The organism is Modestobacter sp. VKM Ac-2977 (genome assembly GCF_026968045.1).
Lineage (GTDB): Bacteria > Actinomycetota > Actinomycetes > Mycobacteriales > Geodermatophilaceae > Modestobacter.
Map to the genome: position 1 here is coordinate 126,603 of NZ_JAPVBQ010000002.1, position 25,800 is coordinate 152,402.

25 protein-coding genes are annotated in these 25,800 nt (G+C 73.7%); 5 read left to right on the forward strand and 20 right to left on the reverse strand.

What is annotated here, in order from left to right:
* Nucleotides 1–29: 29 nt before the first annotated feature.
* Complete coding sequence (locus tag O2V63_RS08240; protein WP_269167899.1) at nt 30–938, forward strand: 5'-3' exonuclease; 909 nt, start codon at nt 30–32, stop codon at nt 936–938.
* Nucleotides 939–947: 9 nt separating this feature from the next.
* Here O2V63_RS08240 and O2V63_RS08245 read toward each other — a convergent pair whose 3' ends face one another.
* The 8 genes from O2V63_RS08245 to O2V63_RS08280 form a co-directional block, all read right to left on the reverse strand.
* Nucleotides 948–1,526 (reverse strand): DUF4333 domain-containing protein, encoded by a 579-nt coding sequence (locus tag O2V63_RS08245; RefSeq protein WP_269167060.1) that lies wholly within the window; start codon nt 1,524–1,526, stop codon nt 948–950.
* A 69-nt stretch (nt 1,527–1,595) separates the two neighbouring features.
* On the reverse strand, nt 1,596–4,421 hold the full coding sequence (locus tag O2V63_RS08250; protein WP_269167061.1) for a DEAD/DEAH box helicase: 2,826 nt from the start codon (nt 4,419–4,421) through the stop codon (nt 1,596–1,598).
* An 82-nt stretch (nt 4,422–4,503) separates the two neighbouring features.
* Nucleotides 4,504–5,388, reverse strand: a complete 885-nt coding sequence (locus O2V63_RS08255; RefSeq protein WP_269167062.1) for a diacylglycerol/lipid kinase family protein — start codon at nt 5,386–5,388, stop codon at nt 4,504–4,506.
* Between the two features lie 16 nt (nt 5,389–5,404).
* Nucleotides 5,405–6,316, reverse strand: coding sequence for a twin-arginine translocase subunit TatC (gene tatC / locus O2V63_RS08260; RefSeq protein ID WP_269167063.1), 912 nt, complete (start codon nt 6,314–6,316; stop codon nt 5,405–5,407).
* A gap of 43 nt (nt 6,317–6,359) precedes the next feature.
* A complete protein-coding gene (gene tatA, locus O2V63_RS08265) occupies nt 6,360–6,686 on the reverse strand; it encodes a Sec-independent protein translocase subunit TatA (RefSeq protein WP_036332666.1) in 327 nt (108 codons plus the stop codon).
* A gap of 103 nt (nt 6,687–6,789) precedes the next feature.
* Nucleotides 6,790–6,996, reverse strand: a complete 207-nt coding sequence (locus O2V63_RS08270) for a hypothetical protein (RefSeq protein WP_269167064.1) — start codon at nt 6,994–6,996, stop codon at nt 6,790–6,792.
* A gap of 39 nt (nt 6,997–7,035) precedes the next feature.
* Nucleotides 7,036–8,001, reverse strand: coding sequence for a helix-turn-helix transcriptional regulator (locus tag O2V63_RS08275; RefSeq protein WP_269167065.1), 966 nt, complete (start codon nt 7,999–8,001; stop codon nt 7,036–7,038).
* Nucleotides 7,998–8,975, reverse strand: coding sequence for a helix-turn-helix transcriptional regulator (locus O2V63_RS08280; RefSeq protein WP_269167066.1), 978 nt, complete (start codon nt 8,973–8,975; stop codon nt 7,998–8,000). Before O2V63_RS08280 ends, O2V63_RS08275 begins: the two co-directional genes overlap by 4 nt.
* Before the next feature lie 52 nt (nt 8,976–9,027).
* Between O2V63_RS08280 and O2V63_RS08285 the strand changes: the two genes are divergently transcribed.
* Nucleotides 9,028–10,146, forward strand: coding sequence for a DUF3866 family protein (locus tag O2V63_RS08285; protein WP_269167067.1), 1,119 nt, complete (start codon nt 9,028–9,030; stop codon nt 10,144–10,146).
* Nucleotides 10,147–10,270: 124 nt separating this feature from the next.
* Here O2V63_RS08285 and O2V63_RS08290 read toward each other — a convergent pair whose 3' ends face one another.
* From O2V63_RS08290 to O2V63_RS08330, 9 genes are all read right to left on the reverse strand, one after another.
* Complete coding sequence (locus O2V63_RS08290) at nt 10,271–11,020, reverse strand: SDR family oxidoreductase (protein ID WP_269167068.1); 750 nt, start codon at nt 11,018–11,020, stop codon at nt 10,271–10,273.
* Between the two features lie 330 nt (nt 11,021–11,350).
* Nucleotides 11,351–12,709 (reverse strand): Pup--protein ligase, encoded by a 1,359-nt coding sequence (pafA, locus tag O2V63_RS08295; RefSeq protein WP_269167069.1) that lies wholly within the window; start codon nt 12,707–12,709, stop codon nt 11,351–11,353.
* 59 nt (nt 12,710–12,768) lie between these two features.
* Nucleotides 12,769–13,686 carry a proteasome subunit alpha gene (gene prcA, locus O2V63_RS08300; RefSeq protein ID WP_269167070.1) on the reverse strand — a complete coding sequence of 306 codons (918 nt, stop codon included), beginning with the start codon at nt 13,684–13,686 and terminating at the stop codon, nt 12,769–12,771.
* 3 nt (nt 13,687–13,689) lie between these two features.
* On the reverse strand, nt 13,690–14,532 hold the full coding sequence (gene prcB / locus O2V63_RS08305) for a proteasome subunit beta (protein WP_269165450.1): 843 nt from the start codon (nt 14,530–14,532) through the stop codon (nt 13,690–13,692).
* Nucleotides 14,533–14,644: 112 nt separating this feature from the next.
* Nucleotides 14,645–15,055: an endonuclease VII domain-containing protein gene (locus O2V63_RS08310; protein ID WP_269167071.1), complete on the reverse strand. Its 411-nt coding sequence runs from the start codon at nt 15,053–15,055 to the stop codon at nt 14,645–14,647.
* A 252-nt stretch (nt 15,056–15,307) separates the two neighbouring features.
* Nucleotides 15,308–15,517 carry a ubiquitin-like protein Pup gene (locus O2V63_RS08315; RefSeq protein WP_269167072.1) on the reverse strand — a complete coding sequence of 70 codons (210 nt, stop codon included), beginning with the start codon at nt 15,515–15,517 and terminating at the stop codon, nt 15,308–15,310.
* A gap of 110 nt (nt 15,518–15,627) precedes the next feature.
* Nucleotides 15,628–17,133 carry a depupylase/deamidase Dop gene (gene dop / locus O2V63_RS08320; RefSeq protein ID WP_269167073.1) on the reverse strand — a complete coding sequence of 502 codons (1,506 nt, stop codon included), beginning with the start codon at nt 17,131–17,133 and terminating at the stop codon, nt 15,628–15,630.
* A 103-nt stretch (nt 17,134–17,236) separates the two neighbouring features.
* Complete coding sequence (arc, locus tag O2V63_RS08325) at nt 17,237–19,027, reverse strand: proteasome ATPase (RefSeq protein WP_269167074.1); 1,791 nt, start codon at nt 19,025–19,027, stop codon at nt 17,237–17,239.
* Between the two features lie 143 nt (nt 19,028–19,170).
* On the reverse strand, nt 19,171–20,118 hold the full coding sequence (locus O2V63_RS08330; RefSeq protein ID WP_269167075.1) for a tRNA (adenine-N1)-methyltransferase: 948 nt from the start codon (nt 20,116–20,118) through the stop codon (nt 19,171–19,173).
* Between the two features lie 85 nt (nt 20,119–20,203).
* Here O2V63_RS08330 and O2V63_RS08335 point away from each other — a divergent pair, with 85 nt between their 5' ends.
* A complete protein-coding gene (locus O2V63_RS08335; protein WP_269167076.1) occupies nt 20,204–21,133 on the forward strand; it encodes a RecB family exonuclease in 930 nt (309 codons plus the stop codon).
* A gap of 61 nt (nt 21,134–21,194) precedes the next feature.
* Here the strand turns inward: O2V63_RS08335 and O2V63_RS08340 are convergent, their stop codons facing one another.
* The 3 genes from O2V63_RS08340 to O2V63_RS08350 form a co-directional block, all read right to left on the reverse strand.
* Nucleotides 21,195–21,932, reverse strand: coding sequence for an HAD family hydrolase (locus O2V63_RS08340; protein WP_269167077.1), 738 nt, complete (start codon nt 21,930–21,932; stop codon nt 21,195–21,197).
* Nucleotides 21,933–21,967: 35 nt separating this feature from the next.
* The gene (locus O2V63_RS08345; protein ID WP_269167078.1) at nt 21,968–22,663 is read right to left on the reverse strand and encodes a class F sortase; all 696 of its coding nucleotides are present in this window, start codon (nt 22,661–22,663) and stop codon (nt 21,968–21,970) included.
* Nucleotides 22,664–22,758: 95 nt separating this feature from the next.
* Entirely contained in the window at nt 22,759–23,535 is a 777-nt protein-coding gene (locus tag O2V63_RS08350; RefSeq protein ID WP_269167079.1) for a hypothetical protein, read from the reverse strand.
* 330 nt (nt 23,536–23,865) lie between these two features.
* Between O2V63_RS08350 and O2V63_RS08355 the strand changes: the two genes are divergently transcribed.
* Nucleotides 23,866–24,429 (forward strand): copper resistance CopC family protein, encoded by a 564-nt coding sequence (locus tag O2V63_RS08355; protein WP_269167080.1) that lies wholly within the window; start codon nt 23,866–23,868, stop codon nt 24,427–24,429.
* A complete protein-coding gene (locus O2V63_RS08360; protein WP_269167081.1) occupies nt 24,426–25,781 on the forward strand; it encodes a CopD family protein in 1,356 nt (451 codons plus the stop codon). The genes O2V63_RS08355 and O2V63_RS08360 overlap by 4 nt, the downstream gene beginning before the upstream one ends.
* Nucleotides 25,782–25,800: the final 19 nt, after the last annotated feature.

The following is a 25,800-nucleotide window of genomic DNA, read 5'->3' on the forward strand; positions in this document are numbered from 1 at the left end:
GCACCGTTACCGTGCCCGGCGTGACGACGATGCTCCTGGACGCCGCGAGCCTGTACTTCCGTGCCTTCTACGGGGTGCCGACCAGCGTGACCGGGCCGCACGGCCGGCCGGTCAACGCCGTCCGTGGCTTCCTGGACATGACTGCCCGGCTGGTCGTCGCCCACTCCCCCACCCGGCTGGTCGCCTGCTGGGACGACGACTGGCGCCCGGCCTTCCGGGTCGCCGCGCTGCCCAGCTACAAGGCGCACCGGGTCGCGCAGGAGGGCGGTGAGGAGGTGCCCGACGAGCTCGGGCCGCAGGTGCCGGTGCTGGTCGAGGTGCTCGCCGCCGCCGGGCTGACCCGGGTCGGCGCCCCCGGCTACGAGGCCGACGACGTCATCGGCACGCTGGCCACCCGGGCCCGCGGGCCGGTCGACGTGGTCACTGGCGACCGGGACCTGTTCCAGCTGGTCGACGACGCCCGCGAGGTGCGGGTGCTGTACACCAACCGCGGCATCAACGACCTGGAGTTCGTCGACGAGGCGGCCGTCGCCGCGAAGTACGGCATCCCCGGCCGCTCGTACGCCGACTTCGCGGTGCTCCGCGGCGACCCCAGCGACGGGCTGCCCGGGGTGTCCGGCGTCGGGGCGAAGACGGCGGCGGCGCTGATCAACGAGTTCGGGTCACTGGCCGGCATCCGGGAGGCGGCTGCCCGCACCGCCGTCCCCAGGGCCCCGCTCACCGCGGCGGTGCTGAAGAAGCTGCACGCGGCCGCCGACTACCTCGATGCCGCACCCGAGGTGGTCGCCGTCGTCACCACCATCGACCTGCCACCGGTGGACGGCGAGCTGCCCCGCCGCCCGGCCGACCCCGACGCCCTGGCGGCGCTGGCCGAGGCGCACGGGCTGGAGTCCTCGGTGCGCCGACTGGGGGCGGCGCTGGGGTGGCCGCAGGACTGAACGACCCGGTCAGCTCACCGCCCAGGTGTAGTCGCCGTCCTCGCCGGTCAGCGTGATCGTGATGCTGACCGGCTCGCCGTCGACGGTCCGGCCCGCGCACGAGTAGGCGGCGCTGTCGCGGACCGGGAGCTCGTCCTCGCACCTGAGGTCCAGGGCGACGCCCTCCCGGGCCTCGAACTGGCCGGCCACGGCGCGCTCCACCGCCGCCGGGTCGAGCCGGGTGGCGCCCAGCGGGGACGGCAGGGTCAGCGCCGCGACCACCAGCAGGACCGCCAGCGTGACCAGCACCAGCTTCGGCGGCCGGGACCGTCTCCTGGCCGGCTGCGCCGGCGGACCCCACCCCGCGGGGGACCCGAACTGCGCGGACGGCGGCCCCCAGCCACCGGGCTGCCCGTACTGGCTGGGCTGGCCGTACCCGGGGGCCTCCCCCCAGCCCTGGTACCGCGGTGGCTGCCCCGGTCCGCCCGACGGCGGACCCCAGCCACCCTGCGGGCCGCCCCGTCCCGGCGCCGCCGGCGGGGAACCGGGCTCCCGGTCCGGGCGCGCCCAGGGGGACTGCGGGTCCTCACCCTGCGGCGGCTGGCTCATCGTCGCTCCTCGATCGGCTCCCCGGTGCGGTGCACCGGGGACGGCCGATTGTGGCCCACGGGCCGCGGATCAGTCGGTGACGGCGACCGCGACGACCCCGCGGCGCACCCGGCCCACCGCGGCCCGCGCGATCCCGGCCAGCGGGTCGTCGGCGACCTTGGCGAGCTGGTCGAGCAGGTCGACCAGCTGCCGCGCCCAGCGGACGAAGTCGCCGCCGGAGAGCTCGGTGCCGGCCTGCTGCGCCCCGGCCAGCACCCGGTCCAGGCTCTGGCCGTCGGCCCACCGGTAGGCGGCCCAGACGAAGCCCAGGTCCGGGTCGCGGGTGACCGGCACGGCGTGCTCGCGCTCGAGGTCGGTGAGCGCGGTGTGCACCCTGCGCATCTCGGCGAGCGCACCGGCGACCTTGCCGGCCGGCACGGAGGGCTGGGCGGCACTCTCCCGCCGCGCCTCGAAGACCAGGGCGGAGACGCAACCGGCCAGCTCGGCGGGGGTGAGCCCGCGGAACACCCCGGCCCGCAGGCACTCGGCGGTCAGCAGGTCGGTCTCCGACCAGATCCGGCCGAGCCGGCGGCCGGCCTCGGTGACCACCGCTGCGGGCGGGGCGTCGTCCTGTGGAGGATCGGGCTGCAGGTAACCCAGTTCGGTCAGGACGTCGCAGGTGCGGTCGAACTGCTGGGTCAGCGAGCTGGTGCGGTCGGCGATCTGCCGGCGCAGCCGCTCGCCGTCCCGCACCTCGCGCAGCCAGCGGTCGGCGGCACGCACCCGCTCCTCCCGGTCGGGCAGCCCGTGCACCGGGTGGGCGCGCAGCGCGTGCCGCAGGTCGGCGAGCACCGGGTCGTCGTCGGCCGCGGACCGCCCCTTGGTGCGCCGGGCACCCAGACCGTTCTCGGCCCGGGCGTTGCGCAGCGTGGAGGCGAGGTCGCGGCGGGCGTGCGGGCTGCGGTGGTTGAAGTTCTTCGGCACCTTGACCCGGGCCAGGGCGCTCACCGGCGACGGGAAGTCGACCGAGCCGAGCCGGCCGGCCCACTTGTCCTCGGTGAGCACCAGCGGCCGGGGGTCGGTGAGCTCGGTGACCCCGGGGTCGAGCACCACGGCCAGGCCCTGGCGCCGTCCGCTCGGCACCCGGATGACGTCGCCGGCGCGCAGCGCGGCGAGGGACTCGGCGGCCTCCAGCCGGCGCTTGGCCTGCGAGTCCCGGGACAGCGCCTTCTCCCGCTCGGAGATCTCCATCCGCAGCCGGGCGTACCCGGCGACGTCCAGCACCGCGGCGCTGAGCCCGGCGTTCATCTCCTTGAGCAGCCGGGCGGCGTCCTCCTCGTGCCGAGCGGCCGAACGGGCCAGGCCGACCACCGACCGGTCGGCCTGGAACTGGGCGAAGGAGGCGGCGAGCAGCTCACGGGCGTGCGCCCGGCCGAAGGCGCCGACCAGGTTGACGGCCATGTTGTAGCTGGGCCGGAAGGAGGAGCGCAGCGGGTAGGTGCGGGTGCTGGCCAGCCCGGCGACGGCCGCCGGGTCGACCCCCGGCGCCCAGACGACGACCGCGTGCCCCTCGATGTCGATGCCGCGCCGGCCGGCCCGGCCGGTGAGCTGGGTGTACTCCCCCGGTGTCACGTCGGCGTGGGCCTCGCCGTTCCACTTGACCAGCCGCTCCAGGACGACGGTGCGCGCCGGCATGTTGATGCCCAGGGCGAGGGTCTCGGTGGCGAACACCGCCTTGGCCAGGCCGCGGACGAAGCACTCCTCGACGGTCTCCTTGAACGCCGGTACCAGCCCGGCGTGGTGGGCGGCGAAACCGGCGAGCAGCCCCTCCCGCCACTCCCAGAAGCCCAGGACGTGCAGGTCCTCCTCGGGCAGCGACCCGGTGCGCCGGTCGATGATCTCGGCGATCGCCCGGCGCTCGGTCTCGTCGGTGAGCCGCATCCCCGAGGCCAGGCACTGGTGGACGGCGGCGTCGCAGCCGTTGCGGCTGAAGACGAAGGTGATCGCCGGCAGCAGCCCGGCCCGGTCCAGCCGCTCGATGACCTCCGGCCGGGACGGCGGCCGGTAGCGGGGCTTGTGGCTGAACCCGCCGCGGGCTCCCCCACCGCCGTGCCAGCTGTCGTGCCGGCGTTCCTGCTCGTGCACGTACCGGACGAGTTCGGGGTCGACCACCGCGCGGCCGCGCTCGCGGGTGGACAGCCCGCGCGGGGTCTGCTCCCACTCCCCCGCGTGTGCGGCGGGCCGCAGCGCGAACAGGTCGAACACCCGGCCGCCCACCAGCATGTGCTGCCACAGCGGGATCGGCCGCACCTCGCTGACCACGACAGCCGTGTCCCCGCGGACGGTGACCAGCCAGTCGGCGAACTCCTCGGCGTTGCTCACCGTGGCCGACAGCGAGACCAGCCGGACGTGCTCGGGGAGGTGGATGATCACCTCTTCCCACACCGCGCCGCGGAACCGGTCGGCCAGGTAGTGCACCTCGTCCATCACGACGTAGCCGAGGTCGGTGAGCGCCGGGGAGTCGACGTAGAGCATGTTGCGCAGCACCTCGGTGGTCATCACGACCACCGGTGCGTCGCCGTTGATGGCGTTGTCCCCGGTGAGCAGCCCGACCTTCGCCGCCCCGTACCGGTCGCAGAGGTCCCGGTACTTCTGGTTGCTCAGCGCCTTGATCGGGGTGGTGTAGAAGGCCTTGCGACCCTCCTGCAGCGCCTTGTGTACGGCGAACTCCCCCACCACGGTCTTGCCGGCACCGGTCGGGGCGCAGACCAGCACACCGGAGCCCTGTTCCAGCGCCTCGCACGCCTCGACCTGGAACGGGTCCAGGGAGAAGCCGAGTTCGGCGGTGAAGTCCGAGAGGGCGGGGTGTGCGTTCCGCCGGCGGGCAGCCGCATAACGCTCAGCCGGGCTGGACATGCCCCCACGTTAGGCGCTCTCCCCGAGCGCCACCGGCCGTCCCCCTCCACCACCAGAATGGCCATTTTGGTGGTACGGGCGGTCAGCCGAGGACGGTGAGGGCGCCAGGTACGCAGACGGTCGTGGCCGGGAGCGCGCAGATCGGCTCGCCGTCGGCCCAGGTGGTCAGGCCGGCACCGGTGAGGCCGATCTCCCGGCCGCGCAGCACGGTGACGGCGGGGTGGTCGACGTGGCTGCCCGCGGCCAGCCGGGGGCGGGTGCGCACCAGCTCCCGACGGCTGACCGGCCCGATGACGACGACCTCCAGCAGTCCGTCGGCCGGGTCGGCGCCGGGGGCGATCCGCAGCCCGCCGCCGTACCAGGGGGTGTTGCCGACCGCGACCAGGGTCACCTCGTGCCGGCGGACGGCGCCGTCGACGGTGAGCGTGACCGCGCGGGGCCGCAGCTGGGCCAGCTCGAGCAGGATCGCGATGTCGTAGCGGCGGGGGCCGCGTGGCCAGCGCAGCCGGTCGGCTCGCTCGGTGACCGCGGAGTCGAAGCCGCAGCACAGCACGGTGGCCCACCACCGCTCGCCGGTGCGCGCGGCGTCGAGCTGCCGGGTGCGGCCGGCGTGCAGGTCCGCGGCGAGGGCGGCGGCGGCCCGCACCGGGTCGGTCGGCGCACCGAGGGCGGTGGCCAGGTCGTTGCCGCTGCCGGCCGGCAGCAGCGCCAGCGGTGTGCGGGTGCCGGCCACGGCCTGGAGGACGGCGTGGGCGGTGCCGTCGCCACCGAGCGCGGCCACTGCCCCGACGCCGTCGCCCACCGCGGCCGTGGCCAGCCGTTCCGCCTCCGCCCGGGTGCCGGCGGCCAGCACCCGGGGTCGCACCCCACCGGCGGTCAGCGCTGCCACGACGGCGGGAACGGCCCGGGCCGCGCGACCCCGCCCGGCGGCGGCGTTGACCAGGACGGCCACCTCGGGCCGCGTCATGCCCGTGCGGACCGGCTCAGCGTCGGAGGTGTTCCGGCTCGTCGAGCGGGCTCGGGGTGGTGTCCAGCGGGCTCGCCGCGTCGATGCTCGGGGAGGCCTCGTCGTCGTCCAGCCCGGCCAGGCCCTCCGCGGCCTCGCGCTTGGCCCGCCGCTTGTCCACGAACCGGGCGATCTGGATGGCGATCTCGAACAGCACGCACATCGGCGCAGCCATCGCCAGCATGGTGAACGGGTCCTGCGTGGGGGTGATGAACGCGGCGAACACGATGGTGAGGAAGTAGATCCACCGCCGGCCCTTGGACAGCGTCGCGTAGGAGAGGACGCCGATCAGGTTCAGCACCACCGCGATGAGCGGCAGCTCGAAGCTCACCCCGAACGCGACCAGCAACGAGATGACGAAGCCGATGTACTCCTCCGCCGTGAGCAAGGCGGTCACGCCGTCGCCCGCCAGGCCGAGCAGCAGGTCCAGCCCCTTGGCCAGGGAGATGTAGGCCAGCGCCGCGCCGAGGGCGAACAGGCTGCTGGAGACGACGACGAACCCCACGCCGTAGCGCTTCTCGTTCTTCTTCAGCCCCGGGGTGAGGAACGCCCAGAGCTGGTAGAGCCAGAACGGCGCGGAGAGCACGATCCCGACGATGAAACTGATCTTGAGCCGGATCAGCGCACCACCGAGGACGTTGGTGATCACCAGATCGCAGTCACCGTCGGCCTGGCCGGGCAGTCCCCGCAGTTCTGGGTCCAGGCCGCAGTACGGCGCCCGGATGAACTCACCCAGGCCCTGCTCGTACCACCAGAACGCCACCGCGGTGCCGATCAGCACGAAGAACAGCGCGATGCCGATGCGGTTGCGCAACTCCTTGAGGTGGCCGATGAGGCTCATCGTCGCCGCGGCGTCCCGTTCGGGACGCCGCGGTCGACGGTCGCGCACTCGCCCTGCCAGGGTCACGGGCGGCAGCGGTCGGTGCTGGGGGTCAGCGCGTGCCGTCGGCGGCTGCCGACGAACGCACCTGCTCCGCACGCGCCCGGGCCTCGGCGGCGCGGGCCTCGGCGGCGGCCGCCTCGGCCTCGTAGTCCACGGCACCCGGGGTCACCGCGGGGGCCACGATCTCACCGGTGACCGGGGAGGTGCGGGCCTCGTCCTTGGCGCGCACGTCGTCGTCCTTCATGCCCTTCATCTCGGACTTGAAGATGCGCATCGAACGGCCCATCGAGCGGGAGGCGTCGGGCAGCTTCTTGTAACCGAAGAGCAGCAGGACGGCCAGGATGATGAGGCCGATCTCCATGGGGCCGAGGTTCATCGGACTCCTCCTAGTCGTGGCGGACGTGCCGGGCCGACTCTACGCCGGGAACGGCGTGGATCCAGGGCTGCGGACAGCTGTACGCACGCCGTCCACCTCGGGTTCAGTCGTCGGTCCCTGCCCGGTCGGCGCGCTGGGTGGCGGCTCGTTCCGCCGATGCCTGGACCTCGGTCAGCACGGGGCGGACGTCCCGCTCCAGCGCCCGCAGCTCGCGGTCCAGCCGCCCGGCGGCACCGAACACCCCGTACCCGACGACACCGAGCACCAGCAGGGCGAGCAGGGGGACGACGATCCACACGATCAGCAGCACGGGCGCAGCCTAACCGGCGCCGCCCGGCCCGAGTGCCGGTCAGTCCGCGTACCGGGCCAGCGCGGCGCGGGCCTCCTCGGCGACCCGGGTGGCGAGCTCGACCGGCTCGTCCACGGTGGCCGCCCCGCCCAGCGAGGCGACCAGGCGGCGGGCCCAGGACAGGTCCGACGTCCGCACCGTGACCGCCAACCCGCCCGGCGGGTCGGTGACCTCGGTCTGCTCCTCCACCGGGTAGTAGTCGGCGACCCAGCGGGCGGTGCGGGCCAGCCGCAGCCGGACCAGCGGCTCCTCCGCGCCGGGCTGGTAGAGCCCGTCGTCCAGGTCGCGCTCGTGCGCCTGGGGTGGTGGGGCGGCCGGCTCCTCGAGCACCGCGACGTCGTCGATCCGGTCCAGCCGGAACAGCCGCACGCCCTCGGCGTTCCGGCACCACGCCTCCAGGTACCAGTGGCCGTCGACCAGCAGCAGCCGCATCGGGTCGACGGTGCGCTCGGTGCGCTCGTCCCGGCTGGGCACGTAGTAGTGCAGGTGCAGGGCGCGGTGCCGCTCCACCCCGTCACGGACGACGGCGAGGGACTGCGCGCGGGTGTCGACGCTCACCGCCACCGGCGCCCGCACCTCCGCCGGGTGCCCGGCCGCGGCCGAGACCTTGGCCAGCGCCCGGCTCACCGCCTCGCCCTCGGCCAGCCCGGGCAGTTCCAGCAGCGTGCGCAGGGCGACGATCAGCGCGACCGCCTCGTCGGTGGACAACCGCAGCGGGCGGACCATCCCAGCGGTGAAGGTGATCCGCACCCGGTCGCCCTCGAAGGCCAGGTCGATGAGGTCGCCCGGGCCGTGCCCGGGCAGGCCGCAGACCCAGAGCAGGTCCAGGTCACGGCGCAGCTGGACCTCGGTGACCCCGAAGTCGGCGGCCGCGTCGGCCAGCCGGACCCCGTCGGGGCGCGCGGTCAGGTAGGGCACCAGCGCGAGCAGTCGGGTCATCCGCTCGGCCGTGCTGGGCGCCGTCATGCCCGCTCTCCCACGGCGGCGAGCCGGCTGAGCCGGTCGACGACCGCTTCGCGCATCCGCTGTGGGGCCTCCACCAGCACGTTCGGCCCGTAGGCGGCCAGCTGGTCGGCCAGCGCCCAGGGCTCGGTGGTGCGCAGCTCCAGCCGGTCGTCCCCGTCGTCCGCGGCACCCAGCGACGTGGCGTGCCGGCGCAGGCCGATCGCCGTGCCCGGCCGGGCCCGGACGACGACGAGCTGCTCCTCCCGCCGCTCCGAGCCGGCCACCACCGAGGCGAGGTCGAGATCGGCCGGCGGCTCGAAGGCGCCGGCCGGACCGCTGGCCCGCGGCGTGCCGGTGACCCGGGAGAGCCGGAAGACCCGGGCTGCCTGCCGATCGAGGTCGTGACCGACCAGGTACCAGCGGCCGTGCCAGGCCACCAGGCCCCACGGCTGCACCCGGCGGCGGCTGGCGGTCTGCTCGTCGGGACGGCGGTAGTCGAAGGCGAGGGCCCGGCGGTCGCGCGCCGCCGCGTAGCAGGGCTCGAAGGCGGGCTCCCCGGCGTCCAGACGCGGCTGGATGGACAGCCCCCGGGACTGGTCGACCTCCACCCCGGCGGCACGCAGCTTCACCAGGGCGCTCTGCGCGGCGCCGGCCAGCTGCGCCGACTGCCACAGCCGCAGCGCCAGCCCCACGGCGGCTGCCTCCTCCCCGGTGAGGGTGATCTCGGGCAGCTCGTAGTCGGCCCGCGCGATGCGGTAGCCGTCCTCGGTGTCGAAGGCGCTGGTCCGTCCGGTCTCCAGGGGCACGCCGATCTCGCGCAGCTCCGCCTTGTCCCGCTCGAACATCCGCTTGAACGCCTCGTCGGCGCGGTCGGTGCCGTCATCGGGCTCGTACCCGGGGACGATCGAGCGGATCTTCGCCGCCGAGACGTACTGCCGGGTCCCGAGCAGGGCGATGACCAGGTTCACCAGTCGTTCTGCCCGCTTGGCTGCCACGGGCACAGGCTAGTGCGCGGCGGCCGGCGCGCTCGCTGGTTAGCCTCCCCCGGTGACTGATGCACCGTCTCCCGCCCCCGGCTCCCGGATCCGATGGCGCCGTGGCCGGGTCACCGAACTCGGCCGGGCGTGGCGCGACGCGCAGGAGCTGACCGTCGAGGTGCCCGAGGACGGCACGTTGAAGGCGCTGGCGCACCCCTCCCTCGTCGGGTCACCCCAGGTGGACGACGAGGTGCTGCTGAACACCACGGCCTGGGCGCAGCGGCTGGGCACCGGCGGGTACGCCCTCGTCGTCGCCGTCCCGGACCGGCTGCCGCCGGACCCCACCGGCCCCGGGCACCTGGTGAAGGGCCGGTACACGCCGCTGCAGGTGACCGTGCAGGGCGTCGACGAGCAGGAGACGCCACACCACGACACCATCGCCGGCGCCGAGGACCTCGACGGCATGCCGGTGGTCGTGGCCGACCTGCACTCGGCCCTGCCCGCGGTGCTGGCCGGCGTGCACGTCACCGACCCTGCGCTGCGCGTCGCGTACGTGATGACCGACGGCGGGGCGCTGCCCGCGGCCTTCTCCCGGACCCTGGACACCCTGGCCGGCTCGCTGGCCGGGGTGGTCACCGTCGGCCAGGCCTTCGGTGGCGACGTGGAGGCCGTCACGGTGCACACCGGGCTGCTGGCCGCCCGGCACGTGCTCCGGGCCGACGTCACGATCGTCACCCAGGGGCCGGGCAACCTGGGCACCGGGACGCCGTGGGGCTTCTCCGGGGTCGCGGCGGGTGAGGCCTGCAACGCCGTGCACGTGCTCGGCGGGCGGGCCGTCGGCGCCCTGCGCATCTCCGACGCCGACCCGCGCCCCCGGCACCGCGGCGTCTCGCACCACTCGCTGACCGCGTTCGGCCGGGTCGCGATGGGCGGCGTCACCCTGGTGGCGCCCCGCGGGCTGGGCTCCGAGCTGGGCACCCAGGTCGAGGAGGACCTGGCCGGGCAGCCGGAGCGCAACCCGGTGGAGTGGGTGGACTCGCTCGGGCTGGAGGACGCGCTGGCCGCCTCACCGGTCCGACTGTCGACGATGGGCCGCGGCCTGGCCGAGGACCGCGCCTACTTCCTGGCCGCGGCCGCAGCAGGGCGGTACGCCGCCCAGCTCACGCTGTTCGGCCCGTCCCCGGCCTGATCCGGGTCCGCTCTGCCCGCGTTCAGCCCCTCCCACGGCCTCCTTTGCACGCGCTCGGTACGGAGTGCACGTGCTACAGCGCGTGCACAGCATCCAGAACGCGTGCAGAGCGGCGGCTGGACCGTCATCCCCAGCGGCGGAAGCCGCCCTCGGCGTCGATGGTCTGGCCGGTGACCGAGCGGGCATCCGGGCCGGCCAGCCAGGCGACGACGGCGGCCGCCTCGGCCGGGCTGTTCCAGCGGCCCCGCGGCATCAGCCGGCCCACGTCGTCCTGCTCGGCCGGATCGGCCCAGCCGGTGTCCGTCGGGCCGGGGTTCAGACAGTTGACGGTGACGTCGGCGTCGATGAGCTCGTCGGCCAGGGACAGCGTCATCTGCTGGATCGCCCCCTTGCTGATCGCATAGGGCAGTTCGCGGGCCATCGGCCCCCGGTGCTGGCCGGAGGTGAACAGGACGACGGCGCCCGGACCAACGGCCGGCTCGTACTGGGCGGCGAAGGCCTGGGTGAGCAGCAGGCTGCCGCGGGCGTTGACCGCGAAGCAGAGGTCGACCTCGGCGGCCGTCAGCTCGGCGAGCCGGCCCATGGCGCTGCGGGCGTGCGCGGCGACCAGGGTGGTCAGCGGACCGACGGCGTCCCGGGCGGCGGCCACCAGTAGAGCCGGGGCGGCAGGGTCGGCCAGGTCGGCGTGGAGGTGCGGCGGGTCACCCAGCTCGGCGAGGACGGCGGCCAGGTCGTCGGCGCCCCAGGGCTGCTCGGCGTCATGTGGTGCCCAGGACTGGACGACGACGCGGTCCCCGCGCTCCAGCAGCCGCCGGGCCACCGCGAAGCCGATGGAGTTTCGGCGACTGACGCCGGTGACGAGTGCTGTGCCCACCGCGGCAGTGTGGTCGGCAGCACCGTGCAAGGCGAACGCTTTGCCGGGCCGGCTGCCCCTGCGGACGGCCTCCCCTCCTCGTCGGTGTTGTGGTCGGCCTTCCCGGGACATGTGGCCGTGAGTTGGGGATAACGGTCGTACAACGACACGTCGATCGGGTCCGGCGGACGGTGGCGCGCTCCGTGCGGTTCGGCGCCGGCCGGGAGCCGACGTGGGGCGCGCCTGGCCGGGTACACCCGAGCCCGGCACCGAGCCGAACCTGCGCGCGACTCCAGGGCCACGGCGACGGTGTGGGCCCCTGGCGGCACACCGACGAGGTGTCCCCGGCCGTCACATGGACGCGATGAGCTTCTCCACCCGCTCGTCGACGGACTTGAACGGGTCCTTGCACAGCACGGTGCGCTGGGCCTGGTCGTTGAGCTTGAGGTGCACCCAGTCGACGGTGAAGTCGCGGCGCTTGTCCTGGGCGCGGCGGATGAACTCACCGCGCAGCTTGGCCCGAGTTGTCTGCGGGGGCACGTTCTTGGCCTCGAAGATCGCCGGGTCGTGGGTGACCCGCTCGACCTGGCCGGCCTTCTCCAGGAGGTAGTACAGGCCGCGGTTGCGCCGGATGTCGTGGTACGCGAGGTCCATCTGGGCGACCCGCGAGCTGGACAGCGACAGGTCGCGCTTGGCCATGTACCGGTGCAGCAGCTGGTGCTTGATGGCCCAGTCGATCTCCCGGTCGATCAGCGAGAGGTCGCCGCTGTCGACGGCCTTGAGCGTGCGCCCCCACAGCTCCAGCATCTGCCGGTGCACCGGGCCGTAGCCCTCGCGGTCGACGAACTCGGCGGCGCGGTCGTGGTACTCCTGCTGGATCTCCAGGGCCGACATCTCCCGGCCGTTGGCGAGCCGGACCTTGCGGCGGCCGGTGAGGTCGTGGCTGATCTCCCGGATCGCCCGGATCGGGTTCTCCAGGGTCATGTCCCGCAGCACCACGCCCTGCTCGATCATCCGCAGCACCAGGTCGGTGATGGTGACCTTGAGCAGCGTCGTCGTCTCGCTCATGTTCGAGTCGCCGACGATGACGTGCAGCCGGCGGTACTTCTCGGCATCGGCGTGCGGCTCGTCGCGGGTGTTGATGATCGGCCGGGACCGGGTGGTGGCGCTGGAGACGCCCTCCCAGATGTGCTCGGCCCGCTGGCTGACGCAGTAGACCGCGCCGCGCGGGGTCTGCAGCACCTTGCCCGCGCCGACCACCATCTGCCGGCTGACCAGGAACGGGATCAGGACGTCGGCCATCCGGCTGAACTCGCCGTGCCGGCCCACCAGGTAGTTCTCGTGGCAGCCGTAGCTGTTCCCGGCCGAGTCGGTGTTGTTCTTGAACAGGTAGATGTCGCCGGTGACGCCCTCTTCGTTCAGGCGCTGCTCGGCGTCGACCATCAGCCCTTCGAGGATCCGCTCGCCGGCCTTGTCGTGGACGACGAGCTCTGTGACGTCGTCGCACTCGGCGGTGGCGTACTCGGGGTGGCTGCCGACGTCGAGGTAGAGCCGGGAGCCGTTGCGCAGGAAGACGTTCGAGCTGCGGCCCCAGGAGACCACCCGGCGGAACAGGTAGCGGGCGACCTCGTCAGGTGAGAGGCGGCGCTGCCCCTTGAAGGTGCACGTGACGCCGTACTCGGTCTCGATGCCGAAGATCCGTCGTTCCACCTCGCCGAGCCTAGGCGTCCGCGGCGCACTCGGCTCGTGTCCCGAGTACGCCGCGCCGCTCACTGCTCGCTGTCCGGAGTCTCGCCGTCGGTGCCGCCGCCGGCGCCGTCCTGCGTGCTCGGCTGGGCTGAGGCCTGCTCGGTGCCGCCGGCGGTGTCCACGGCCGCGGGGTCGCCGAGGCCCGGCGGGGTGCCGGGCGCCGGGGCGCTGGGCGCGTGGGTGGCGGCCGCCTCGGCGGGGCTCTCCGTGGGCTCTGCAGCCGTCTCCTGGTCGGAGAGCAGGCTGGTCAAGGCGGCGCCCACGACCCGGCGGAACGCCCGCTTCGGACGCCGTCGGTCGAGGACGGCGACCTCGAGCTGCTCAGCGGGCAGCTGGTCGTGCGCCCCGCCGTTGGCCGCGGTGACCGGGCTGACCGCGGACAGCGCCCGGACGCCGACCGCCAGGGCCTCCGCCAGGGGCAGTCCGGCGGTGAAGTGCTCGCGCAAGTGGCTGCTGACGGCCTCGGCCTGGCCGCCCATGACCACGAAGGAGGCCTCGTCGACGATCGACCCGTCGAAGGTGAGCCGGTAGAGCTGGTCGGAGGCGGAGTCCTCCCCCACCTCGGCGACGCAGAGCTCGACCTCGAAGGGCTTCATCTGCTCGGTGAAGACCGCGCCCAGGGTCTGCGCGTAGGCGTTGGCGATGACCCGGCCGGTGACGTCGCGCCGGTTGTAGGAGTAGCCGCGGACGTCGGCCAGCCGGATGCCGGCGACCCGCAGGCTCTCGAACTCGGAGTACCGGCCGACGGCGGCGAAGCCGATGCGGTCGTAGAGCTCGCTGACCTTGTGCAGCGTGGCGCTGGGGTTCTCGGCGATGAACAGCACGCCGTCGGCGTAGGTGAGGACGGCGACGCTCCTGCCCCGGGAGATCCCCTTGCGGGCGTACTCGGAGCGGTCGCGCATGACCTGCTCGGCCGATGCGTAGTACGGCATGGTCATGGCTCAGCCCTGCCCGTCTGCGGCCGAGCGCTCGGCGACGATGGTGGTGGCGATGGCGGCGACCTCGTCGTCCGGGAGCCGGACGGCGCCCTCGGCGTCGACCCGGTAGACGATCGGGTAGAGCCGCCGCACGGTGTCGGGGCCGCCGGTGGCGGAGTCGTCGTCGGCGGCGTCGTAGAGCGCCTCGACGAGGGTGCGGGTGGCGGCGTCGGCGGAGAGGCCGGGGCGCCAGGTCTTCTTCAGGGAGTTGCGGGCGAACAGCGAGCCGGAGCCCACCGAGGAGTAGCCGCGCTCCTCGTAGTTCCCGCCGGTGACGTCGTAGCTGAAGATCCGGCCCGGGCTGACGCCCTCGGCTGCGTCGAGGTCGTAACCGGCGAACAGGGGGACGACGGCGAGGCCCTGCATCGCGGCACCGAGGTTGCCCCGGATCATCGCGGCGAGGCGGTTGGCCTTGCCATCGAGGGACATCGTCATGCCCTCGATCTTCTCGTAGTGCTCGAGCTCGACCTGGTACAGCCGGACCATCTCGATGGCGATGCCCGCGGCGCCGGCGATGCCGATGACCGACCAGGAGTCGGCGGCGTAGACCTTCTCGATGTCCCGGCTGGAGATCAGGTTGCCCATGGTCGCCCGCCGGTCGCCGCCCATCAGCACGCCGCCGTCGAAGGTGGCGGCCACGATGGTGGTGGCGTGCGGGGCGAGGTCAGCCACGGACATCGTCGGGACGGTGCGCCGGCCGGGCAGCAGGTCGGGGGCGGTGGTGCCCAGGAAGTCGGTGAACGAGGAGCCCACCCGGTCCAGGTACGCGGGCGGGAACCCGCTCCGACCAGCTGACGTCTCGGTCACCCATCCGCCTCTCCTGCCGTCGTGCGACGGCGGTCCGTGCTGCTGCGTCTCCTGCGCCGGACGGCCGCGGAGCTGCCGGGTCGACGCCCCACCGACCCTACCGGCGGGCCCGTCAGTCGGTCGGCCACCACTGCTGGCCCGGGGGCGGGCCGACCAGCTGCCCCGCACGATGCGACTCGACGTACCGGGCGGCCACCCGGAGCAGCGCCGGGTCGTCCTTGAACTGCCCGAGCCCGCCGTTGCAGTTGAAGCACAGCAGCGATCGGACGGCGCCGCTGTCGTGATCGTGGTCGACGTGCGCCGCCGGCGCCCTGGCGCAGATCGCGCACAGGCCACCCTGGTCGCCCAGCATCAGATCGGCCTCCTCGGCCGAGATGCCGTAGCGCCGGGACAGGTGATAGGTGCGACTGCCGCCTCGCTCGGCGAGTGACTTGCGGCCTCGTTCGTTGTGGCAGGCCAGGCAGTAGCTACCGCGTCCGTTCGCGTTTGCACGCGAACGCGGGAACTCCTCCAACGACAGCACTCCGCCGCAGTCAGGACACCACTTGTGACCGGCGGGCACGACGAGGCCCCTGGGAAGCGACTTGTGTCGCCGAGGGGCCGTTCTTCGTGCCTCCCGGCTCCGAGCTGACCGCTCTGCCAGGTGCTCTCGGCAGTAGAACGCCAGACCATCTCGGGCCCGCTGGTTCCGGGTGAACTCAGCGACCGGCCGATGGGTTCCACAATCGCGGCAGAACTTCGTTTCCATCGAACAGACCCACGAAGATGATCTTGTTCACTCCCCCCCTTTTTGTACATAGGAGCGAACGAACTCCTCGGCATTCTCCTCTAGGACGCCGTCGATCTCGTCGAGGATGGAGTCGACGTCGTCGGTCATCTCCTGGCGCCGCTCGGCGGCCTCGGCGTCGACCGACGCCTCGACCTCCTCGGTCTCCTCGCGCGTGCGCGTGGCCTTCTGCTGCCCGCCGGTGTCCCTCGTGGCCATCTCACCCTCCGGAGCTCGCTGCTGGGTCGGTGCTGAGGCAGAAGCTACCCGCGCCGGGTGACAGTCCGCCGCGTTCTGGGGCTCCCCCTGAGACGGGCACCGCCGTCAGGTCAGCGCGCGGTGATCCGGTCGACCAGCTCGGCTGCGGTCGATGTCGAGTCGAACAGCGCACCGACGTGCTCCCGGGTGCCGCGCAGCGGCTCCATGGTCGGGATGCGCACCAAGTTCTCCCTGCCGATGTCGAAGACCACCGAGTCCCACGACGCCGCGGCGACCTGGGCCGGGTAGCGGCGCAGGCACTCGCCGCGGAAGTAGGCGCGGGTGTCCGGCGGCGGACTGGTCATCGCCCGGGTCACCTCGTCGTCGGTGAGCAGCCGCTGCATCGAGCCACGGGCCACCAGCCGGTGGTAGAGCCCCTTGTCCGGCCGGACGTCGGAGTACTGCAGGTCGACCAGCTTCAGCCGGGCATCGCCCCAGCTGAGCCCGTCGCGCTGCCGGTACCCCTCCAGCAGCCGGAGCTTGGCCGGCCAGTCCAGCCGGTCGGCGAGCCGCATCGGGTCCACGGCCAGCTCGTCGAGCACCTCGGCCCACCGGAGCAACACGTCGGCGGTCTGCTCGTCGTCGTCCCCGCTGTCGGCCACGAACTTCTGCGCCTGGGCCAGGTACTCCCGCTGCACCTCGATCGCGGTCAGCCGGCGGCCGTCGCGCAGTCGCACCCGGTGGGTCAGCGACGGGTCGTGGCTGATCGCCTGCAGCGACTCGACCGGCTCCTCGATGGTGAGGTCCTGGGTCAGTGCCCTGGCCTCGATCATGGCCAGCACGAGCGCCGTCGTCCCGACCTTGAGGTAGGTCGACAGCTCGGCGAGGTTCGCGTCGCCGATGATCACGTGCAGCCGGCGGTAGTCGTCGGGGTTGGCGTGCGGCTCGTCCCGGGTGTTGATGATCGGCCGCTTCAGCGTCGTCTCCAGGCCCACCTCGACCTCGAAGAAGTCGGCCCGCTGGGACAGCTGGAAGCCCTCGGTGCGACCCTCGGTGCCGATCCCGACCCGGCCGGCGCCGGCGAAGACCTGGCGGGTGACGAAGAACGGGATGAGCCCGCGGATGATGTCGATGAACGGCGTCGACCGGCTCATCAGGTAGTTCTCGTGCGCCCCGTAGGAGGCGCCCTTGCCGTCGGTGTTGTTCTTGTAGAGCTGGATGGGCTGGGTGCCCGGCACCCGGGCGGCGCGGCGGGCCGCCTCGGCCATCACCTGCTCCCCCGCCTTGTCCCACAGCACGATGTCGCGCGGGCTGGTGACCTCCGGCGTGGAGTACTCCGGGTGGGCGTGGTCGACGTAGAGCCGGGCCCCGTTGGTGAGGATGACGTTGGCCATCCCCGCGTCGTCGTCCAGGTCGTTGTGGTCCAGCGCCTGGGCCGGCGAGAGGTCGAACCCGCGGGCGTCCCGCAGCGGGGACTCCTCCTCGAAGTCCCACCGCGGCCGGCGCGGCGTCGGCGCCTCGGCCACCGCCCAGGCGTTCACCACCTGGCTCGACAGGTTCGTCGGGTTCGCTCCTGGCTGCCCGGGCACCGAGATGCCGTACTCGAGCTCCGTGCCCATCACCCGTCGCACGCTCATGCCGTCAGGCTAGGCGGCCGTCCGGAACGGCCGGTGGGCAGCGCCCGGACGCCGACCGGCCCCTGCCGCGGTGCAGCAGGGGCCGGTCAGGACGACGTCGGCGTCAGAGGTACTGGCCGGTGTTGGTCGCGGTGTCGATCGCGCGGCCGCTGTCGGCGCCCTTGCCGCTGATGAGCGTGCGGATGTAGACGATCCGCTCACCCTTCTTGCCCGAGATCCGCGCCCAGTCGTCGGGGTTGGTCGTGTTGGGCAGGTCCTCGTTCTCCTTGAACTCGTCGACGCAGGCGTTCATCAGGTGCCCGACCCGCAGGCCGCCGACGCCGGTCTCCAGGCGGTCCTTGATCGCCATCTTCTTCGCCCGGTCGACGATGTTCTGCAGCATCGCCCCGGAGTTGAAGTCCTTGAAGTACAGGACCTCCTTGTCACCGTTGGCGTAGGTGACCTCCAGGAACCGGTTCTCCTCCGTCTCGGTGTACATCCGCTCGACGGTGCTCTGGATCATCCCGGCGATGGTCGCCTCGCGGCTGCCGCCGTGCTCGGCCAGGTCGTCGGCGTGGATCGGCAGCGTCGTCGTCAGGTACTTGGTGAAGATGTCCCGTGCGGCCTCGGCGTCCGGCCGCTCGATCTTGATCTTCACGTCCAGGCGCCCCGGGCGGAGGATCGCCGGGTCGATCATGTCCTCGCGGTTGGAGGCGCCGATGACGATGACGTTCTCCAGCCCCTCGACGCCGTCGATCTCGCTGAGGAGCTGGGGCACGATCGTGCTCTCCACGTCGGAGGAGACACCGGACCCGCGGGTGCGGAAGATCGAGTCCATCTCGTCGAAGAAGACGATGACCGGCGTGCCCTCGCTGGCCTTCTCCCGGGCCCGCTGGAACACCAGCCGGATGTGCCGCTCGGTCTCCCCCACGTACTTGTTCAGCAGCTCCGGGCCCTTGATGTTGAGGAAGAACGACTTCCCCTGGCTCCGGTCGGAGTCGCCGTTGAGCTCGGCGACCTTCTTGGCCAGCGAGTTGGCCACCGCCTTGGCGATCAGTGTCTTCCCACAGCCGGGCGGGCCGTAGAGCAGGATGCCCTTCGGCGGCCGCAGCTCGTACTCGCGGAACAGGTCGGCGTGCAGGAACGGCAGCTCGACCGCGTCCCGGATCTGCTCGATCTGCCGGGAGAGCCCACCGATGTCGGAGTAGTCGATGTCGGGGACCTCTTCGAGGATGAGCTCCTCGACCTCGCTCTTCGGGATCCGCTCGTAGACGTAGCCCGAGCGGGACTCCAGCAGCAGCGAGTCGCCGCTGCGCAGCGGCTGCCCCTCCAGGGAGTCGGCGAGGTAGACGACGCGCTCCTCGTCGGTGTGCCCGATGACCAGGGCGCGGCGCGGGACGCCCGGCAGGGGCTCCAGCAGCTCCTTGAGCATCACCACGTCCCCGGCGCGCTCGAACCCGCGGGCGGCGACGACGTTCATCGCCTCGTTGAGCATGACCTCCTGGCCGTGCTGCAGCTCGACGACCTCGACGGCCGGTGACACCGACACCCGCAGCTTGCGGCCGCTGGTGAACACGTCGACGGTGCCGTCCTCGAACCGCTCCAGGAAGACGCCGTAGCCGGACGGGGGCTGCCCCAGCCGCTCGACCTCCTCCTTGAGCGTGACCAGCTGCTCGCGCGCATCGCGCAGCGTGCCGGCCAGCTTGTCGTTGCGCTCGGAGAGGAAGGCCGCGCGGCCCTCCGCCTCGGCGAGCCGCTCCTCCAGCGCACGCACCTGGCGCGGGCTGTCGGTCACCTTGCGTCGGAGGAGGCTGATCTCCTCCTCGAGGTAGGAGATCTGCTTGACCAGGGAGGCGACGTCACGCTCACGCCGCGCTCGGAACTCGTCGGGGCCAGTGCCAGTACCGGGGCCCATCGCGCACCTCCACACACATCGGGGGGAGCCAGGACGCCAATCTATACACGCGGGAGGCGACCGCGCCGCAGGCTCGGAACGGGTGCGCGCGGTGGGCCCGGACGTCATCGCCCCGACACCTGCGGGACGCGTCGGCCCAGGCGTCAGGCGAGCTTCTTGCGCCGTTGCCGCATCGGTGCGACGGCCCCCTCGGCCAGCCGACGGGCGGTGACCAGGAAGGCGGTGTGCGCGACCATCCGGTGCTCGGGGCGTACCGCCAGTCCCTCGGCGTGCCAGGGCCGCAGCATGGTCTCCCAGGCGTACGGCTCGGTCCACACGCCCTGGGCCCGCAGCGCCTCCACGTAGGCCGACAGCTGGGTGGTGGTCGCGACGTAGCCGATCAGCACACCCCCGGGGCGCAGCGCGGCGGCGACGGTGGGCAGCACGGCCCACGGCTCCAGCATGTCCAGGACGACGCGGTCCACGACCTCCGCGGCCGGGTGGTCGGCCAGGTCGCCCAGCCGCAGCGACCAGTTCTCCGGCACCTCGCCGAAGAAGGCGCCGACGTTGCCGCGGGCGACGTCGGCGAAGTCCTCGCGCCGCTCGTAGCTGGTGAGGCTGCCGGTCGAGCCCACCGCGCGCAGCAGCGAGCAGCTCAGCGCGCCCGAGCCGGCTCCGGCCTCCAGCACCCGCATGCCGGGGCCGACGTCGCCGAAGCCGACGATCTGGGCGGCGTCCTTGGGGTAGATGACCTGCGCCCCGCGCGGCATGGAGAGCACGAAGTCGGCGAGCAGCGGGCGCAGCGCCAGGTAGCCGGTGTTCGCCGTCGAGTGGACGACGGAGCCCTCGGGCGAGCCGATCAGGTCGTCGTGGCTGATCGCGCCGCGGTGGGTGTGGAACTCCTTGCCCGGCTCCAGGACGACGGTGTGGTGCCGGCCCTTGGGGTCGGTGAGCTGCACCCGGTCCCCGACCCGGAAGGCGCCCTCGACCGGCTCGGGGACGTCGGTCGGCGCCGGCTCGCCCTCGACCACCACGGGCTCGAGCGGCACGTCGGCGAGCACCTCGGTCGCGGTCGGGGTCTCGTCGGCGGGTTGCTGCTGCTGTACGTCCACGTGGGACGAGGGTACGGACGGCGAAGAGCCCGCTCCCCGGCGCGCACACTCGGAACTGTCAGGGGGCACACCTAACCTCGGGCGCATGACACTGACGGCAGAGACGGGGACGCCGGAGACCGACCAGGCCCCAGCCCGGACGACGGCCGCGGACTCCGCTCCCCGGCGTCCGTCCCTGTCGCCCTCCCGGGCCGCGGACTTCAAGTCCTGCCCGCTGCTCTACCGCTTCCGCACCATCGACCGGCTGCCGGAGAAGAAGTCCCGCGCCGCGGTCCGGGGCACCCTCGTGCACGCGGTGCTGGAGAAGCTGTACGACCTGCCCGCCGCCGAGCGCACCGCCGCCGCCGCCCAGACGCTGGTGACGCCGGCCTGGGACGAACTGCGGGAGGAGCCCGGCGTCGCCGAGCTGTTCGGGGCGCCCGAGGGTGAGCAGGCCGAGAGCCTGGAGGCCTGGCTCGCCTCGGCCGGCCAGCTGGTGGAGACCTACTTCCGGCTCGAGGACCCGACCCGCATCCAGCCGCACGGCCGCGAGGAGCTGGTCGAGGTCACGCTGCCCGACGGGCTGCTGCTGCGCGGCTACGTCGACCGGCTGGACGTCGCCCCGACCGGTGCGCTGCGGGTGGTCGACTACAAGACCGGCGGGATGCCGCGGGAGGCCTTCGAGGCCAAGGCGCTGTTCCAGATGAAGTTCTACGCGCTGGTGCTGTGGCGCACCCGGGGCGTGGTCGCCGCCCAGCTCAAGCTGCTGTACCTCAAGGACGGTGACGCGCTCACCTACGCCCCCGACGAGGCGGAGCTGCTGCGGTTCGAGCGCACCCTGCAGGCGATCTGGGCCGCCATCGAGCGCGCGGTCGCGACCGGCGACTTCCGGGCGAACAAGAGCCGGCTGTGCAGCTGGTGCGACCACCAGGCGCTCTGCCCGGCGTTCGGCGGCACTCCCCCGCCGTTCCCGGCCGACGCCGCGGCCGCCGCGGGCTGGCGCACCACCCTGCCACTGACGGCCGCCACCGACTGACCCGATCCGCGCCCGTGCGCACTCGATGCAGTCGCTGTACCGAGCCGGCCGGACGGATCGGTCAGACCGGGGTCGGCGCGTGACCGCGGTCGGCGACGAGCCGGCGCAGGTCGGGGACGGTCAACCCGGCGAGCGACGACCGCAGGGCCAGCCCGGGCAGTGGTTCCAGTGACTGCATCGACGGCACACCGAGCACCGCTGCGCCGGAGGCCAGCCCCGCGGTGACCCCGACGTGCGAGTCCTCGATGACCAGGGACCCGGCTGCGTCCACGCCCAGCTCGCGCATCGCCTGCAGATAGGGCGCGGGGTCGGGCTTGCGGGCGGGCACCTCGTCCCCGCAGACGGTCAGGTCGAAGGGCGACTGCCCCAGGTCCGTGCTGATGTGGTCGATCACCAGGGCGGCGATCCGGCGCGGCGTCGTCGTCACCAGGGCGGTGGCCAGGCCGGCGTCGCGCACCGCGACCAGCAGTTCCCGGGCCCCCGGTCGCCACGGCATCCCGCGGCTGGTCATCAGCCGGGCGGTCTGCTCCTCGACCCAGGCCGCGTCGGCCCGGTGCTGGTCCTCGGTGCGCTCGACACCCAGGTCGGCGTAGAGGACCTCCATCGCCACCCGCATCGAGGTGCCGACGGTCTGCTCCCGCGCCTCGGCGGAGAAGACGCCGCCCAGCTGGACGGCGAGAGCGGCCATCGCCTCGCCCCACAGCTCCTCGGTCTCCACCAGCGTGCCGTCCATGTCGAACAGCACCGCGTGCAGCGGCTGCACCGAGTCGGACAGGTTGCCCACCGAGGTCGCCGACACCCCCGCAGTCTAGGAACCGCGGCCGTCGGCACTGCTCAGGCGGGCTCGGTGCGCGCCAGGGTCGCGAAGGCGATGACGTTGTCCTCGTAGCTGCGGACCGAGGAGTCGAAGTCCCCGCCGCAGGTGATCAGCCGCAGCTGGGCGTCGGCGGTGTCGCCGTAGACCTCGATGGTCGGGAAGTCGTCCTTGGGGTGGCGCTCCACGCGGTCGACGGCGAAGACGGCGACCGTGCCGTCGGCGCGGGCCACCTCCACCTCGTCCCCGGGCTGCAGCGCGCCCAGGTCGAAGAAGACGCCCGGGCCGTGCTCGGCGGAGTCGACGTGCCCGAGGAGCACCGCCGGGCCGACGTCGCCCGGGGCGGGTCCGCGCTCGTACCAGCCTGCCTGGTCGTCCGGGCCCAACGGCGGCACCTCGACGGTGCCGTCGTCGTTGAGGCCCAGGCGCAGCAGGTCGCTGGTCACCCCGATGGTCGGGATGCTGACCGCCACCGGCTGCGCCGCCGCCGGAGCAGGGGCAGCGGCGGCGGTGTCGGGGCTCGCGGGCGGGGCGCTGGGCGCTCCCGTCGCGCCGGCCGCCGAGCTGGTCCCCTGGGCGGGAGCCGCCACCGGCTGCGGGGCCTGCTGCTGTCCGGTCACCGCCACCACGACGGCGACGACGGCCACCACGACGAGCGCGACGGCCAGCGCCGTCCACGTGCGGGAGCCGGGCCGGCGGCTGCTCTGCTCGCTCACAGGGGGTCCTTCCAAGAGGGTGGGAGGGGCCGGGGGGGGGGGGGGGGGGGGGGGGGGGGGGGGGCCCCCCCCCCCCCCCGCGACCCGGAGCCGGATCAGGCCTGCTCGGCCTGACGACGGCGGTAGGCGATCGCACCGGCACCCGCGGCACCGGCGGCGGCCAGGACGCCGACGCCGATCACGGCGGTGTTCTCGGTACCGGAGGTGCTGCCGGCACCGGTCTCGGCGCCGCCGGCCGGCGTGGCACCCATCTGCGCGACCTCGAGCGCACCACAGGCGGCGGGGGCGGTGGCCTCCATCGGCAGCGACGGGTCGAGGTCGCTCATGACGTCACCGTCGTAGGCACCCGAGCCGTCCTTGTCGATGCCGTGCACGACCAGGACGGCCGTGCCCGCCTCGAACGCCGCGTGGACGTCGTCGGTGACCTCGAAGGTCCGCTCGTAGCTGAGCGTGCCGTCGTCCGCGGTCGGGAAGCGGTCGATGGCCAGGCCGCTGTCCGGGCTGGTGTCGCCGGTGGTGGTCAGCGAGGTGCCGATGGCGCCGTAGTACTTCGCGGCCTCGGTGACGCTCACGAAGCCGTCGCCGTCCGCGTCGTCCGCGAGGTCGTTGGTCGGGCACTCACCCAGGGCGCCGATGTGGAAGTGCTGGGCGTGCGGCGAACCGGCGAGCAGCCCGGAGGCCTCGACCATCACCGTGGCCGTGTTGCCGTCCAGCGTGACCATGCCGGTGCCGCTGACGCCGGACTGGTTCACCGCACCGAGGTCGGCCTGGTAGCTGGTGGCCCCCTCGTGGGCGAAGGCGGTGCTCATGGTGAGCAGCGGGAACGCCGCGGCGGCGATGGCGATGGCCGGGAATGCGTGTGCCTTGCGCAAGGTGTGCTCCTCGTGATCGGAGTGCCGCTCCCACCGTGAGGTGGGAGCAGCGGACGGCGGCTGACACCGCTCGTCCGGTCGGTCGGCGGGCGCATCGTTGCCCCCGCCGCGGAACAGGTCTGGCGACCCCGGACAGCCGGCGGATCCCCCAGCGGGGATCACCCCGCTGCCGCGCTGACCACCCGACATTCGGGAGGCGGTGCCGGATCGGTTCACTGCTCCCCAGGAATTTCCTGAGGCCGGGCTCTGCAGCGGGTGGGAGTCCGGGCCTCGTACGCTCGGGGACAGGGCCGGACCAACCGGAAGAGCGGTCGCGGACGAATGCGGGGCATGACTGTCTTGCGCGCCCTCCCGATCGCCGGTCCGCGCCCCGCGCCGGTGCTGCTGGTGGGGTTGCTGACCGTGCTGCTCCTCGGCATCGGGGCGCCGCCCGCCCGGGCGCACGACGCCCTCGTGGGCAGCAGCCCGTCAGCCGGTGCCGCCGTGCCCACGGCCCCGTCCTCGGTGGAGCTGGAGTTCAGCGGGACGCCGCTGCCGCTGGGCACCGAGGTGCTGGTGCTCGGCCCGGACGGCGCCGTGGCGTCCACCGGCGCCGCCGAGATCCAGGACACGACCGTCGTCCAGTCGCTGACCGCCGGGCTCCCCGCGGGCGGCTACACCGTCCAGTGGCGCAGCACCTCCTCCGACGGGCACCCGCTCACCGGCAGCTGGGACTTCACCGTCGCCGCGGGGAGCACACCGGCCCCGGACGCGGCGGCCCCGGACGCGGCGCCCCCGTCGGTGGCGGACGCGACGGCCGACCCGGCGCTCCCGGTCGGCTGGCTGGTCGGTGGCGTCCTGGCCCTCGGCGCGGCGGCAGCGCTGGTCCTCGGCCGGCTGCGCAGCCGGCGGTGACCAGCACCGTGGTCCGCCCGGACCAGGCACAGAGCGCGCCGGAGCGGGCCCGGTGGCGGGTGCCGGCGGCCACGGCCGCGGGGGTCGGCCTGCTCGCGGTCCTGGGCTGGGCGATCGTCGTCGGCAGCGGCCCGGCGGCTCCCGCGGCCTCCGGGCTCCGCGAGGCAGGCCTGCTGGTGGAGTGGGGTGGGCCGGTCGTCACGCTGGCCGGCCGGATCGCCGCGGTGGGCACGGTGGGCACCCTGCTGTTCGCCGCCGTCCTGCTGCCCGGGGGCGCCGGGCAGCAGGCCCCGCAGGCGCGGCGCGCGGTGGCCGCGGCGCCGGCCTGGGCGCTGGCCTGGGCGGCGGCGACCGTGCTGGGCGGGCTGCTCACCGTCAGCCGGCTGGTGGGCGTGGCCCCGACGGCGCTGGACGCGGCATCGCTGCGGGTGTTCCTCGCCGACACCGGCGCAGGCCGCGCCGTCCTGCTCGTCGCCGGCCTCACCGCGGTGATCGTGGTGGCGGCCCGGTCCAGCACCGGCCGCGGGGGCGCCCTACTGCTGCTGGCCGGTGCGCTGACCGCGCTGGTGGTCCCGGTGGTGCTCAGCGGGCACTCGTCGGCCGCGGAGGACCACCTGACCGCGGTGACCACCCTGGCGGTGCACGTCGTCGCGGCGAGCCTGTGGGTCGGCGGACTGGGGGCCCTGCTGCGGTACGGCCGGGAGACACCGGCCACCGCCGCGCGGTTCAGCGCGGTCGCACTGGGGTGCTTCGCAGTGACCGCCGTCTCCGGGGTGCTGGCGGCCGGCGTGGTCCTGGGCGGCACCGGCGCCGTGCTGGCCGCGCTGGGCACCGGCTACGGCGCGCTGTTGCTCGCCAAGACGCTGGGGCTGACCGTGGTCGGGGTGCTGGGCTGGCTGCACCGGCGCCGCACCCTGCCGCAGCTGCGGGAGGGGCTACCGGGCGCCTTCCGGCGGCTCGCCGTCGTCGAGGTGGCCGTGCTGCTGGCGACCGTCGCGCTGGCGGTCGCGCTCGCGGCGTCCCCTCCCCCGGTCGCCGCTGCGGTGCCGTCGGCCACTGCGGCACCGGCGGCCGCTGACCCGATGGCCGGGCACGACCACGGCGAGCTGTCCGTCGGCGTCCTGGTCGACGAGGACCGCTTCCACGTGGCCGGGCCGGTCGCCGCCGGGTCGCGGGTGACGGTGCACAACGCCAGCGGTCAGCCGGTGACGATCACCGCGGACGACGGCTCGTTCGACGTCGACGTCGCCGCCGGCACGCTGCTCACCTTCCTGGCCCCCGACCAGCCGGGCGAGTACACCTTCAGCAGCCGCCACTCGGCGACCTACACCGACGTCCTCGTCGTCGAGTGACCCGTCGGCTCCCGTGCAG